The sequence below is a fragment of the Methanoculleus taiwanensis genome (assembly GCF_004102725.1).
Classification (GTDB): domain Archaea; phylum Halobacteriota; class Methanomicrobia; order Methanomicrobiales; family Methanoculleaceae; genus Methanoculleus_A; species Methanoculleus_A taiwanensis.
On record NZ_LHQS01000003.1, the window covers coordinates 264,640 to 278,082 of the forward strand.

At 57.0% G+C, this 13,443-nt stretch carries 18 protein-coding genes; 11 read left to right on the forward strand and 7 right to left on the reverse strand.

Features of this window, described 5'->3' with window-relative positions:
• Positions 1–28: 28 nt before the first annotated feature.
• The 4 genes from ABH15_RS11860 to ABH15_RS11875 form a co-directional block, all read right to left on the reverse strand.
• Positions 29–1,198 carry a M20 family metallopeptidase gene (locus tag ABH15_RS11860; RefSeq protein ID WP_128694597.1) on the reverse strand — a complete coding sequence of 390 codons (1,170 nt, stop codon included), beginning with the start codon at positions 1,196–1,198 and terminating at the stop codon, positions 29–31.
• 11 nt (positions 1,199–1,209) lie between these two features.
• Positions 1,210–1,722 (reverse strand): hypothetical protein, encoded by a 513-nt coding sequence (locus ABH15_RS11865; RefSeq protein ID WP_128694598.1) that lies wholly within the window; start codon positions 1,720–1,722, stop codon positions 1,210–1,212.
• A gap of 115 nt (positions 1,723–1,837) precedes the next feature.
• Positions 1,838–2,716 (reverse strand): GTP 3',8-cyclase MoaA, encoded by an 879-nt coding sequence (gene moaA, locus ABH15_RS11870; protein ID WP_128694599.1) that lies wholly within the window; start codon positions 2,714–2,716, stop codon positions 1,838–1,840.
• Positions 2,706–3,302, reverse strand: coding sequence for an RlmE family RNA methyltransferase (locus ABH15_RS11875; protein ID WP_128694600.1), 597 nt, complete (start codon positions 3,300–3,302; stop codon positions 2,706–2,708). The genes moaA and ABH15_RS11875 overlap by 11 nt, the downstream gene beginning before the upstream one ends.
• Positions 3,303–3,518: 216 nt before the next feature.
• On the opposite strand from ABH15_RS11875, the gene ABH15_RS11880 reads away from it, so the two are divergent.
• Entirely contained in the window at positions 3,519–4,262 is a 744-nt protein-coding gene (locus ABH15_RS11880) for a DNA polymerase sliding clamp (protein ID WP_128694805.1), read from the forward strand.
• Complete coding sequence (gene priL, locus ABH15_RS11885) at positions 4,262–5,266, forward strand: DNA primase regulatory subunit PriL (RefSeq protein ID WP_128694601.1); 1,005 nt, start codon at positions 4,262–4,264, stop codon at positions 5,264–5,266. Before ABH15_RS11880 ends, priL begins: the two co-directional genes overlap by 1 nt.
• Here the strand turns inward: priL and ABH15_RS11890 are convergent.
• On the reverse strand, positions 5,263–5,445 hold the full coding sequence (locus tag ABH15_RS11890; RefSeq protein ID WP_128694602.1) for a hypothetical protein: 183 nt from the start codon (positions 5,443–5,445) through the stop codon (positions 5,263–5,265). The two genes, priL and ABH15_RS11890, sit on opposite strands and share 4 nt — an antisense overlap.
• 103 nt (positions 5,446–5,548) lie before the next feature.
• Between ABH15_RS11890 and ABH15_RS11895 the strand changes: the two genes are divergently transcribed.
• From ABH15_RS11895 to ABH15_RS11935, 9 genes are all read left to right on the forward strand, one after another.
• Positions 5,549–6,097: an HDIG domain-containing metalloprotein gene (locus ABH15_RS11895; protein WP_128694603.1), complete on the forward strand. Its 549-nt coding sequence runs from the start codon at positions 5,549–5,551 to the stop codon at positions 6,095–6,097.
• 40 nt (positions 6,098–6,137) lie between these two features.
• Positions 6,138–6,689, forward strand: a complete 552-nt coding sequence (locus ABH15_RS11900; protein WP_128694604.1) for a thiamine-phosphate synthase family protein — start codon at positions 6,138–6,140, stop codon at positions 6,687–6,689.
• A 12-nt stretch (positions 6,690–6,701) separates the two neighbouring features.
• On the forward strand, positions 6,702–6,890 hold the full coding sequence (locus ABH15_RS11905; protein WP_128694605.1) for a 30S ribosomal protein S17e: 189 nt from the start codon (positions 6,702–6,704) through the stop codon (positions 6,888–6,890).
• Positions 6,891–6,900: 10 nt separating this feature from the next.
• A complete protein-coding gene (gene dapA / locus ABH15_RS11910; protein ID WP_128694606.1) occupies positions 6,901–7,776 on the forward strand; it encodes a 4-hydroxy-tetrahydrodipicolinate synthase in 876 nt (291 codons plus the stop codon).
• Positions 7,769–8,527, forward strand: coding sequence for a 4-hydroxy-tetrahydrodipicolinate reductase (gene dapB, locus ABH15_RS11915; protein WP_128694607.1), 759 nt, complete (start codon positions 7,769–7,771; stop codon positions 8,525–8,527). Before dapA ends, dapB begins: the two co-directional genes overlap by 8 nt.
• 103 nt (positions 8,528–8,630) lie before the next feature.
• Complete coding sequence (locus ABH15_RS11920; RefSeq protein ID WP_128694608.1) at positions 8,631–8,804, forward strand: indolepyruvate ferredoxin oxidoreductase subunit alpha; 174 nt, start codon at positions 8,631–8,633, stop codon at positions 8,802–8,804.
• A 45-nt stretch (positions 8,805–8,849) separates the two neighbouring features.
• Positions 8,850–9,866, forward strand: a complete 1,017-nt coding sequence (gene asd / locus ABH15_RS11925) for an aspartate-semialdehyde dehydrogenase (RefSeq protein ID WP_128694609.1) — start codon at positions 8,850–8,852, stop codon at positions 9,864–9,866.
• A 15-nt stretch (positions 9,867–9,881) separates the two neighbouring features.
• Positions 9,882–10,157, forward strand: coding sequence for a DNA-binding protein Alba (gene albA, locus ABH15_RS11930; protein ID WP_128694610.1), 276 nt, complete (start codon positions 9,882–9,884; stop codon positions 10,155–10,157).
• A 222-nt stretch (positions 10,158–10,379) separates the two neighbouring features.
• Positions 10,380–10,832 carry a hypothetical protein gene (locus ABH15_RS11935; protein WP_128694611.1) on the forward strand — a complete coding sequence of 151 codons (453 nt, stop codon included), beginning with the start codon at positions 10,380–10,382 and terminating at the stop codon, positions 10,830–10,832.
• 207 nt (positions 10,833–11,039) lie between these two features.
• On the opposite strand, the gene ABH15_RS11940 is transcribed toward ABH15_RS11935, so the two are convergent.
• Both ABH15_RS11940 and ABH15_RS11945 read right to left on the reverse strand, forming a co-directional pair.
• Complete coding sequence (locus tag ABH15_RS11940) at positions 11,040–12,164, reverse strand: DUF373 family protein (protein ID WP_128694612.1); 1,125 nt, start codon at positions 12,162–12,164, stop codon at positions 11,040–11,042.
• A 93-nt stretch (positions 12,165–12,257) separates the two neighbouring features.
• Entirely contained in the window at positions 12,258–13,118 is an 861-nt protein-coding gene (locus ABH15_RS11945) for a coiled-coil protein (RefSeq protein WP_128694613.1), read from the reverse strand.
• Positions 13,119–13,443: the final 325 nt, after the last annotated feature.

The following is a 13,443-nucleotide window of genomic DNA, read 5'->3' on the forward strand; positions in this document are numbered from 1 at the left end:
ACAGTAAAAAGAGAGCGCCTCTTCCCTTTCAGGAAGAGTATGCCCCAATAATGCCTTTGTAGACCCTGACGGCATTCTCGAGGTCGGTGATCGCGATACGTTCGTCCACGGCGTGAAGAGTCCTGATATCGCCCGGCCCGTAATCGACGACATTAAAACCCGCCCACCGGAGATACCGGGCATCGGTCGCCGCCCACTGGAGGATCGGGGCGGCGGGCTTACCGTAGACCTGCTCGATAGCATTGCAGACGACCCCGACGAGCGGTGTTGCGGCCGGCGTCAGCGTCGGTTCCGCCACATTGATCTCGCGTATCACGGCGTTCTCTGCATGGGCGGCTATCGCCGCAAGGAGAGACTCCGCCGAACAGCCCCAGGGAAGACGGATATCGAGCTCCATCCTGCACCGTTCCGCGACGATATTCGCCTTCTCCCCGCCCTCGATCCGGCCGGGGTTGTACATGATCCGGGTCAGGACATCGCGAAGCCCCTCTATCCCGAAGATCTCCTGGAGAACCTGCGACGACCGCTCCACGATCGCCTGCATCTCGCCTCCCGCCGCATACTCGCGTGCATGAAGTTCCTTCATGTACTCGATCAGCGAGACCGCCTCCATAATCGCGCTCCTGCCGACGGCAGGATAAAGAGAACTATGGCCGGGCTCCCCTGAAAAACAGAGTTCCAGACGGCAGAGCCCCTTCTGTCCGATACAGGGGTTGAGCGGAGGCGTCGGCTCGGCGATCAGGCAGTCCCGGGGCGTGAGCAGACCTTCCTTCAGCAGGGAAGATATACCAAACTCGCCTCCCGTCTCCTCGTCGCAGACGAAGGCGAACTGCACCTTCGGCTCCTCCCCGGCATCCACGAGATCCTTATACGCCGCAAGGAGCGCCGCACAACCGCCCTTCATATCTGTGGCGCCCCGCCCCCATACAAACCCTCCGGCAATCTCGCCGCCGTACGGGTCATGCACCCAGGCATCGGCTATCGCCGGAACGACATCGACGTGCCCGCAGAGAAGGAGTCGGGAATCCGGTTCCGTCGTAACGAGGTTCTCCCTGCCGCCCGGGTACGACAGAACCCGGCTCCGGACACCGAGCGCATCGAGATACTCCCGGATATACTCGATGACCCCGGCCGTCCCACCGGGGGGATTCTCACTCTTGATCCGGACGAGCGACGAACAGAGGTGGGCGACATCCATGCCGTATCACCTCACAGGGCAGGCCGTGTTCTGACGAACTCGTCGAAGAGGTTGGCGAGGGCCGAACCGCGGTAGAGCCGGCGCAGGAACGCCTGGTCGAATAACTGATCGACGATTACGGAGAGATACCCCGCCGGGATAGGCCTTTTCTCCTCGGGATTCAGCACGATGCGGAAACCCCGGTACGAGGCGGGATCATCGTTGTCATAGATGCCGCTCCAGAGGAGGGGAAGCGACTCGAATGTATCGGGATGCTCCACCTTCAGCCAGTTGATGAACTCCGGGAAGAGAGCACGCTCACCCTGCTTCTCCTGGTCGAGTCGCCACCGCAGGTATTCCATATTCATGATGTTCTTCGGCGACATATAGTTGAAAGACAGCATTCCGAGCGTAAAATCGATATGGGCGAGTGAATCGACGAAGTAAAAATACAGCACCGGATGGAAGTCAGAAGGATCCTCAAGTATCAGCGACTTGTTGTACATCTGCTTCATGACACCGACATATTCGTTCTCTTCCAGCATACCAATCTATTGGAGAGAGAGTTAAAAAACATTGCTTTCGCGGAAAAATAAGAGCAGGCGGGAGGGTTTTCCGGAGAGAGCCAGGCCGGGTCAGTCCGGGAGGCCGAAAATGAATCTACCGGAAGAACGGTTCACGAATGCTCACAGCCTCTCTGAAAGCCGCTTCGAGGTCTTCGCCATGCTTTCCCCGGATCGGGATCAGGTTATCGCTCCGGAGAAGGCAGGGTTTGAGCTTCCCGTCCGAGGTGACGCGAAGCCGGTTGCAGAATTCGCAGAACTCCGTATTGTGGAGCGGCCGGACAACCTCGACCTCGGCATCGTCAAGGCAGTACTTCTTGCGGTGGTGCATCCTCCGCGTCACGATCTGCTCCGCCCGGGTATTTAGATCGCGCTCGACGCCGTCGACGTCTCCGTGGAACTTACAGCCGTGAAAGTCCATCAGCTCGATGACCTGCAGGATGAGGTTGCGGTTTCCCCGGACAAACTCCATGAAGTCATCGAACTCGTCGTCGTTGATCCCCTCAAGGAGCACCATATTGAGCTTCACCGGCGTGAGACCGGCATCGATGGCCGCCCGGATACCTGCAAGCACCCGGTCGAGTTGATCCCGTCCGGTAATCTCCCGGTATCGATCGGGTCTGAGCGTATCGAGACTGACATTTACCCGGGAGAGACCTGCCTCCTTGAGCGCGGCAGCCTTTCCTGCAAGCAGGGTGCCGTTCGTCGTCATCGACGACTCGATGCCCGGCGGCACCGCCCGGATAATATCAAGGAGATCCGGGCGGAGCATCGGCTCTCCCCCGGTAAACTTGATACTCCGGATGCCAAACTTCGCCGCGACCTGCATCAGTTCGGCGATCTCCTCGGTGCTCATCTGCTCTTTCGGGTTGACCTCACCTTCTGCGTGGCAGTAGATGCACCGGAGATTGCACTCCGATATCAGGCTTATCCGGAGATTCGTTACGGTACGGCCGTATGTGTCCTTAAGCGCCATCCTTTCGCCCTATGAAACTTTTCGCGATGATATACGTCTCGGTACTCCCTCTCCGCGTGCTTTTCGTCCGGTAGCCCCTGACAGAATGGAAGTGCTCTTTGATATCGTTCATCAGGTCGGCGAAAAGCTCGCCCTGGAACGACTTTATCACAAAGTTACCTCCCGGCTTGAGGACATTGCAGGCGAACGCGAGTGCTTCTTCGCCGAGCCCGATCGCTCGTGCCTGATCGTAGCTCTTCTGCCCGGAGAGCTTCGGAGATACGTCGGAGACCACAACGTTCACGACGTCGAGCTCGGCCAGAACCCGCTCCTGCACCTCCTTCTGCGTAAAGTCGCCGACGATCGTAGTGACGCCTTCGAGGGGTGCGATGGGGTTTAAGTCGATACCGACGATCTTCCCGTCCGTGAGCTCGCGCAGTACCTGCAGCCAGCTCCCCGGTGCCGCACCCAGATCCACCACATTGTCGTCGGGACGGATGATACCGTTTCTCTCCTGGATCTCCAGGAGTTTATATGCGGCACGGGATCGGTACCCGGCCTTCATGGCCCGGTTGTAGACCTTATCTCTCGACCACTGAGAACCCATTCTGCAAACACTCCTCCCGTATACGACCGGTGCGAACGATTAACCCACCGGCAGATCAACAAAAGATCACTGACACTATATGCTTTCGTGCAACATCAAAGTATGGGATTCCTGCAAAGTCGGTGCATTCCCCCGACCATTAAATGCGCAATCGTAAAACACTATAATTAAAAGTATGATTATATAGGTTATAATTGATTTTGATAAGGGGTCATGATGTTAAAGGCAACGATTGATGCGGAGATATTCAGGGAGTCTATCGACGCAATGGCGGCTCTTGTCACCGAGTGCCGACTTCATACTGAGGAGGATACGCTTCGAACACGGGCAGTCGATACCGCAAATGTGGCTATGGTCTCGCTTGAGCTGAAGAGCGGAGCCTTTGAATCGTATACGGCAACGCCGGGAGAACTCGGTCTTGATATCGCGAAGATGAAGAACGTCCTCGGGATGATGGGCAAGGGCGACACGCTGACGATGGATCTCCCCGAAGAGGAGCGCAAACTCGAGATATCGTTCAAGGGATACCGCTACTCCATCACGCTCCTCGATGTCAACACGATCAGGAAGGACCCGAACCCGCCGACGATAGAATTGCCGGGCAGAGTGATCATCTCCGGGAACGCGCTGAACAACGCGATCAAGGCTGCCGCAGTCATATCCGATAAAATAGCTCTCGGCATCGATCCCGATGCGATGACATTCTACATGGAGGCAGAGGGCGATACCGATCATATCAAGCTCGCTCTCGGCGAGGACGAACTCGTGAGTTTAAACCCGGTCTCCGCCCGGTCCCTCTTCTCGCTCGACTATCTCAAGGATATGGGCAAGGTCATGGCAAAAGCGGCAGAGGTCGAAGTCCACCTCGGCGTCGATCATCCGGTCAGGTTTGCGTTCGATATCGCCGACGGCAATGGTCGCGTCGAGTATCTCCTTGCACCCCGGATAGAGGCTGATTGATGGTAATCGCTCTTGATATTAAAGAGCTTGTCAAATACCCTTTTTTAAAAGAATCGGAACAGCTCGTCAGGAAACAGTTCGAATCGCTCGACCGGTTTCTCGCAGGGCCTCGCGGCGGTGAAGCCCTGAAACACGCCGAGGAGCGCGTCCTTGACGCCCTCGCCGGGAAGAAAGAGTTTCGCGACGACGAAGCGCACCAGGTATCTCCCGAGATCGAGATCGCAAGTTACGCGCTCGCCCGCATGCTGGTCTCCTGCAACGGCGACCGTATGCTCATCGACCGCCTCACACGATTCGAGGCAAGGCGGGCATTGCACTTCCTTGAAGCCGAAGAGCCTGAAAAGAAGCAGTACATTGCACAGAGCGTCGGCCTCGATATCGGCAGGGGAACGATACCGGTCTCCGGGTACGTCGAGCTCGTCGCGCAGCTCCGGGACTCCCGCTGGCGGCTGATCAACCGTGACGTACGTGCAGGTATCGTTACCCTCGATACGGACGAACGCGACGAACTGCTCCGCGAACGCATCCGGGTCGTTCTTACCCGCCAGCTGCCCCTGAAAGTGCCGAAATCGCTCTGCGAACAGTTCGCCCCGATAACCGCCGGGATAACCGCGGCATACCAGCAGCAGATCCTGGAGCAGTTCGGCGCGGTCGAAGAGAATGCATTCCCGCCCTGCATAGGGAGCCTCATTGCAGCGATCACCGCAGGCACGAACCTCCCCCACATGGGCAGGTTTGCGGTAACCGCATTCCTCCACACGATCGGACTGAGCCCGACAGAGATTGTCGGCATGTTTCAAAGAGCTCCGGACTTCGACGTCGGAAAAACGATGTACCAGGTGGAGCATATCTCCGGGCGGAGCGGGACAGAATATACGCCGCCGTCATGCGCGACCATGCGCACGTTCGGGCTCTGCGTCAACCGGGAGAAACTCTGCGAGCGTGTCAGCCACCCCCTCTCCTACTACAGAATAAAGAAGAACGATAAGAAGAAGCAGCCTTAAGCCACTCTTTTATCGAGGGCGGAACCCGCCGCACTCAGCGTGAGGATGAAGACCACCAGAGCGAGAAGGTACGCTAAGCCCTGAAACTCCGCCATAACCGGGGGCAACAGGATGAGCAGCGCGATGAAGAGCGCGAGACTCGCGATCGCGGTCACTACCTCGAGAATTCGTATATTCATAGTATCAGATCATCGTCAGGACGGGGTAAATCATTATGCTTTCTCCGCCCCGGGGAGACCGGACACCGCCACCGTTATGGCGTCCGGTGAGAACCTTATCTTCATGGACAGCGCTGAAGCGGAGAGGCTCCTCCACCAGCATGTGACGACCGGGTCGCTCCTCGTCCACAGTTACGCCACGGCGGCGGTGATGGCGAAGATCGCAGAACACCTCGGCGAGGATGCGGAGACCTTCCGGGTGATCGGCCTGCTGCACGATATCGACTACGAACGTACGGGAGGCGACATGACCCGCCACGGCCTCGAAGGATACCATATCCTGATCGAAGCAGGTCTTCCGGAAGAGCAGGCACGAGTGATCATGCGGCATAATCACATGCTCTTTGGCGACTACACTGAGCCCGTCGAGATAGCCCTGCAGGCGGCGGACAGCGTCTCCGGGCTGGTTCTCGCCTGCGCACGGGTCAAGGGCGGAAAGATAGACGAAGTCTCGCCAAAGACCGTCCGGAAAAAGTTCAAGGAAAAGTCCTTCGCCGCCGGGTGCGAGCGCGAGCGGATCGCAGCCATCGAACCCCTGATGGATACGGATACCCTGTACCGCCTCGCCATCGAAGGCCTTGCAGAAGTGAAAGACCGGGTCGGTCTCGTATAGACGCTACCCTTATCCCGCTCGCCTGCGAAAGGTATGTGCTATGGCTCCAGATGAACGCGCAGAAGTCGTCCGGAAACTCGGGGAGGCCGTCACGATGCTGACGGACCGGATGGACGTGCGGCTCATCCCCGAGGTGGGCATGAACATCGCCTACGCGCTTCCCGACCCACGGAGCAGAGAAGACGTCGCGGCCGTCCTCGGCAGAATCGTGCGGCTCGGCACGGCGGTTCATCCGGTCGGCGAGATCGCCTTCGGTGCCAGCGATCACGTCGCGCGTATCGTCATGACGGCGATGAAGTTCGATTCCGCCATACGGAGCGCGGCGAATATCCGCTACTCGGAGGCGGTGATCGACGAACTCGAGAACCTCATGTTCGAGATCTGCTCCTTCGACCGAACACACGAACCCCCCGGCATCCGGACGATGGACTGGGGCGTGGCATCCTGCTGCAGAGACGGTGTGCCGGACGTGATCTACGATACCGGAGCCGCCGGGAAAGAGCCGATGATTCGCATTCTCGGTGAAGACCCGGTCGTAGTCGCACATAATATTCTTAAACTGTCGAACCGCATAACATATACACAAGTTTAGGGAAGGTCAATAATGGGAATTAAACCGTCTTACATCAAGAACCTCGGCGAAGAGCTGATGGAGAAACATGGCGAAAAGTTCAGCAACAACTTCGACGAGAACAAGCATGCAGTTCTTGAAGCGGCAGTGATAGACAGCAAGCGCGTCCGGAACCGCGTCGCCGGGTATATCTCAAGAAAGATTAATAGAAGAAGACGGTAACCCTCATAGTATGTTTGAGGGAGTTCTTCCGGCAATCATCACCCCTTTTGAAAGGAGTTCGACGCTGGATCTCGATATTGGAGGGTTACGCTCAAATATCGAATTTTTAGTGCAGAACGGCATTCACGGCATCGTCCCGTGCGGCTCAACCGGCGAGTCGGCCACACTCAGTTTTGAAGAGCACGAGCGCGTCGTCAGCGAGACCGTCGATGTCGTGAACGGCCGGATCCCCGTGCTTGCCGGAACGGGATCGAACAACACCGAAGAGGCCGTAAGGCTTACCCGGTCCGCAAAGGATGCCGGGGCGGACGGCGCCCTTATCATCAGCCCGTACTATAACAAGCCGAACCGCTCAGGACTCGTCAAACACTTCACCCGGCTTGCGGATCTCGATATTCCCCTGATTCTGTACAACGTGCCGGGGCGGACGGGTCAGAACCTGCAGCCGGATCTCATCGCGGAGCTTGCGCGCCACCCGAACATCGTCGGGGTCAAGGAAGCAAGCGGCGACATTACCCAGATCTCGGAGATCATCGAAAAGACGCGGGACGAGGATTTCATAGTGCTCTCGGGAGATGACGCCATGACACTCCCTATCCTCTCGCTCGGCGGAGCAGGCGTCATCTCGGTCGCGGCGAACATCGATCCCGGCCGGATGGTCGCGATGTACGAGTCCTTCAACGCCGGAGATATCAAAAAAGCGCAGCAGCTCCACTATACGCTCTCGCCGCTCTTCCGTGCCATGTTCATCGATACGAACCCGATCCCGGTGAAGAAAGCAGTCGGGCTTAAGGGCATGGCGGCAGGGCCGGTGCGGCTGCCGCTCGATAACCTCGACGACGCAAAGACCCGCGCTCTTTCGGAGGTGCTTGTGCAGTATGACTAAGATAGTAATAGCCGGTGCTCTCGGCCGGATGGGAACGACGATCGCGAGGATCGTGGACGAATCCCCGGGCCTCGAGCTGGTCGGCGGAGTCGACATCAAAGAGGGGACGCTGCTTGGAACCGACGTGGTGACGCCGGATCGGATCGACGAACTCCTGCAGTCACGGCGGCCCGACGTCCTGATCGATTTCACGGTCGCCGATGCCGCCGTGGAGAATATCAAGGCAGCCACACGAAACGGCGTGGCGCTCGTCGTCGGGACGACGGGTTTTTCACCGGAGCAGCGTGCGGTTATTGAGGAGGCCGTCGTCGGCACCGTTCCCGCCGTGATCTCGAGCAACTACAGCGTCGGCGTCAATATCTTCTGGCAGCTCGTCCGGCAGGCCGCACGTATGCTCGCCGACTACGACGTCGAGGTGACCGAGGCTCACCACCGGTACAAGAAGGATGCGCCGAGCGGTACGGCAAAGACCATCCTCGAGATCCTCGACCAGGAGCTCGGGAGCCGTGAGAAGGTGTACGGAAGAGAGGGAATGAGCGAGCGGAAGGACGAGATAGGCGTCCACGTCATCCGGGGAGGCGACATCGTCGGCGATCACTCGGTTCTCTTCGCCGGAAACTACGAGTGCATCGAGGTATCTCACCGCGCCTACGACCGTGCGGTCTTTGCAGAAGGAGCGGTGCGGGCGGCGGCATGGGTGCATGGAAAAGAGAAGCGGATCCACTCGATGCAGGATGTTCTCGGCATCTGATCGAGATCAAAACCCCGTAACAGAAAAAACTGCTGCCCGCCGAGCAGTAAACCGAAATATATTTTTAACATTTTGCCGCACATATAGAGTCGGAGGAAATAAATTGGTCGCAATTGTAGATGTAGAGAAGTGTACGGGCTGTGAGACCTGCGTTGGCATCTGCCCCGCCGAAGCGATTCGGATGGAAGGCGACAAAGCAGTAATCGACATCGACCTTTGTGTCGATTGCGAGTCCTGCGTCGACGAATGTCCCGCCGAAGCAATCTCAATGGAATAAGAATCACATTCTTTAATAACACCAAGACTACAGATACTTTTGTCTATGATAAATGTAGGAGTGCTTGGTGCCACAGGAGCGGTGGGACAGCGCTTCGTTCAGCTTCTGGCTGACCACCCCTGGTTTCATCTGGAGGCGCTCACCGCTTCTGAACGAAGTGCGGGAAAGAAATTCGGTAACGTGGTAAACTGGCGCCTTGATGCGCCGTTTCCGGAGTCGATAGGCGATATCGCCGTCACTCCGACTACCGTCGAGAGCGTCAAGAACTGTGATCTCGTCTTCTCGGCGCTTCCTGCCGATATTGCAACCTCGATCGAGGCCGACATAGCAGCCGCCGGGGTCGCCGTATGCAGCAACGCCCGGTCGCACAGGATGGATCCGATCGTCCCGCTCGTCGTCCCGGAGGTCAACCCCGATCACCTGGGTCTTATCGACGTGCAGCGCGATAGAGGCCGGGACGGATTCATCGTAACGAACCCTAACTGCTCCACCATTGTTCTCGTCATGGCACTTGCACCCCTGCGTTCATTCGCATTCCGTGACGTACGCGTGGCAACCATGCAGGCGATCTCGGGAGGAGGATTCTCCGGGGTATCCGCAATGGATATCTATGATAATGTCGTCCCCTACATCGGCTCTGAAGAAGAGAAGATGGAGACCGAGACGCTGAAGATCATGGGAACCTTTGACGGGGCTGAGGTGCAGGACGCTCCGTTCAGCGTGAGTGCGAGCTGCCACCGGGTTCCGGTCGTCGACGGACATACCCTTGCGGTATGGGTCGACGTGGAGAACCCTGTCGATGAAGTGAAAAAAGCTTACGCAAGCTTTAAATCCCCGTTCAGCAATCTTCCATTACAACCGGCAAAGCCTGTTGAGATCTTCGACCAGCCCGATCGTCCGCAGCCCCGCCTTGACCGCAATAGAGGCAGGGGTATGACGGTCTCGGTCGGCAGAATCCGGGAAGGACTGCGGTTCGTTGCACTCGGTCACAACACCATCCGGGGTGCCGCAGGTGCTTCCGTCCTCAACGCCGAGCTGATATACTCGAAAAAGTATCTCTAATGAGGTGAGCCAACAATGATTAAGGATAACACAGTATTCGTTGGGAATAAACCTGTCATGAACTACGTACTCGCGGTGGTTACCCAGTTCAACAATGGAGCGGACGAGGTTGCTATCAAAGCACGGGGGAAGGCCATATCACGTGCCGTTGATACGGCCGAGATAGCCCTGAACCGGTTTTTAGCAAATGTCAGTAAGAAAGAGATCTTTACCTCCACTGAGATGATTGATACCGATACCGGCAAGACCAATGTGTCGAGCATCGAGATCGTCCTCTTCCAGGCGCGGTAGACGCCTCCCCGGCGTCCTATTTTCGAAATTTCCCGGGAGACGAACTGCCGGAACAGACCCGGGACTTTTTTTTGCGAAGCGTCCACGAGCAGCCCCGCGAACCGGCTTGACGCCCTATCCAGCGCAATACGCGGGAAAGAACCCCGTATCACTCGAATATCCCCAGGCCATCCCGAGTGAGACCATAAAGGATTTATCACCTTCACAATAATGTACTGAGCAATGCGATGGGGAGCGCTCGGGATTGTTCTGATGCTCATCTGCGTACTCGCCGTCCCTGCATTTGCAGGCGACGATGCTACGCGATACAGTTATATCACGATTAAAAGCGTTTCCGTCAACCTTGTCGAGGAGCACGCCGTCATAACCGTCGATTACACTATCGACGACGGAATCAGCCTTCTCGTATTTCTTCTCGGGCAGTCGGACTTAAAGAAGAAGGTGCTGCAGATCCTCGACTTTGAAAATGCACGCATCCAGCGGATCGACCTTAACCGTGCCCTGATCATCGTCAACAATGCGTCGCAGGACTACGGAAACAACGCCTATTGGTTCCCCGCCCACACCTTCAACGTGGAAGTGCCCTCGCTCACCATAACGACGCCACAGGAGACCAGGCACTATGAGAACGTACAGGCATTTCCAGGCGGCATCGGATACTTCGCCGCCCCCTGAACCTTCACAGGATCGGCCGGGCGGTACGGCAACACCACTTTTCGGAGTCCGACACGTCGGAGCAGTGTCTCCGGATGCAGGTTAGTCGCCAGGAAAGGATCATCCGGCCGCGCCCGTTCAGGAATGCCAGATAACAATCCTCCGATAGTGGGGCTTGCAGTCTCCGGGTTAAAAACCGGGCGTGCCCCTCACACCGGCGGGGCGGAGTCACGCCTCTCTCTCGATCGCCGTCGTTCCATGCTCCCCCGCCCACCTGCCGAGAAGGGACTGGAGATACACTCCGAAGAAGGCGAGGAAGAGTCCACCGATCGTCGCAAAGACAATGTAGCGTATCCCGACATCTTCGGCGATCGGAAACTGCGGAATCTCGCTGATCGAGAGCGTATAGATGCTGGCGCCGTAGGCGATCGCCCCGAGTGCCAGAACGAAGAACGGCAGGGCAACAACTCTTCTGAGATTCTCCCGTTCGTTCAGGAAGATATCGATCATCTTACCGACCGATGCGACGAGTCCCGCTGCGGTGAACCAGACGATTGCGCCGTAGATGAACGTCAGGATATAGAAGAAGATACCGGAGGTCTTGTAGAGGGCGAGGAGGCTCGTAAAGCCCATGACAATCCCGACGATAACCATCAGTATCGCCGCGATGTAAGACACAAACGTAAAACGCCCGCCCTGCAGAGATACCTGCAGCGACGTGACGAAGTAGTGGAAGATCTCGTCGACGCCAAACCCCTTGAAGAGCAGATACGTGCCGATGACTCCGACCACGACGATGGTGGCGCCTTCCGGATACCCGAGCAGGTATGCGGTCGCGTAGAGCAGCATGGCAAGACCGAGCGGGACGAGGACGATCTTTGCTATCTTGGGATCGTCGAGGAGACGCTTTAAGATATAGTAGGTGCCCTCGAGGTTCGGCATCTGGTTGACGACGACTCTCCTCACGCTGCTGACCGGCACCCGGGACTGGATGATCGGCATGACGTACTCGTCTTCGGCACCGTCCGTCACCAGGATACAGGACGTGGCGCCCGTCGCCCCGAGGATAGTATCGAGACCCGACGCTATCCGGCGATCGCCCTCAAGGAGGTTCGTGTGGTTGCCGCTGATGACCGCTATGGCGACCTCTTCTCCACGGCCGTGGAGGAGGTCGTAGATCTTGACGGTCTCGAAGATGGCGTTGACGTCCGAGTCCTCAGGGTCAACGAGGGCGAGAGCGTTTGCCGTCTTCAGGCACGCCTCCCTCCCGACCACCGGACCTTCGATCCCGGCCTTATAGCCGATATCGTCGTCGCGATCGACACAGAGGACTAGCGTCCGGTCTCTGGACATCTCAATAGAGATCGCTTCAAATCTATTAAATGATTTTCAACCCTTTGAAGAATCATTCACAGATTTCTGCCTTTCGTGCGGGAAAAATAGGGATTATATAAGTTTTGCGCGCTGAAGAAGGAGCAGATCGTCGGTCGTGAGCTTCTCGCCACTGCGGAAATTCTGGAAGATCTGTTCTGCTTCTTTTCTGACGGCTTTCTGTTCTTTGGTGACCTTCGTCTTCTTCGTCTTCTTGCGAAGGCCCGAGATGACCTTATCGTAGTCGCGAAGCTCCTTCTGACAGGCGATGAACTGCTTGTGCTCCTCGTCTGCGGACTCCTGCGCCTCGACGAAGAGCTGGTGGGACTGATCTGCAGCCTCGCGGGATTTGTCGGCCTTGCGGTACGACTCCACCATCAGGTCGTGGTGCTGCTGTGCAAGCTCGGCCTTCTCGGTCACTTCCTTATGGATCTCGGATGCGAGCCGGCGAAACTCGCGGGCATCGGTCAGCTTCGTCCGCATCTCTTTATTCTGTTCAAGCTCCGCTTCCTGCTCTTTCACGGAGGCTTTGAGCTGCTTGATCTTATCGATCAGTTCGCGCTCTTTATCGGTGCTGTAGACCTCCGTCTGCTGCTTGAACTCAAGGTGCTCGATCTGCTTCTGAACTTCCTTGATGCCGCGGTTCTTCAGGTTCCCGTGCTCTTTCTTGAATGCTTCAAGATCCTCGAAGAGTACGTTCGCCTTATCGTTGTAGTCGTTGCGCTCCTCTTTCAGTCTCTGAACGTCTCCGTTGTTCTGGTCACGGAGCTCTTTGTGCTTCTGCGCCTCCTCAACGAACTCGCGGGTCTGGTTGTTCAGCGTGTTACGCTCCCGGGCGTACTTGCTGGCAAGCGCATTCAGCTCGTTCCTTCGGTTTTTATGCTGTTCAGACTCTGCGAGAAACTTCTTTCTCTTATCAACTAAATCGTTCAACATCCACTACCAATCCTCAACGTTCGCTACCTGTCCGGTGTAACCCCGCCGAAGTGGATAGGTCGATACCGGAGACTCCGGAGTTAGTGACAACGTAACAAAAGACGGCTCGCCGGACAGAATCGTCCAGGCCGATATGCATCCATCTGCTCATGGTTGTTCAACCCCCGGTACCTCGCGGCATCTCCCGATGACTGGTGTAACCGGGAGCACCACCATTCCACCCATATTAGGCGGGATTTTACAGGATCGTTCTATTATTCAAATGTCATCCGCACTATTAAGTATTTCGGGAGGACGTGCATACCCGTTCAACACCGCCGTCAGG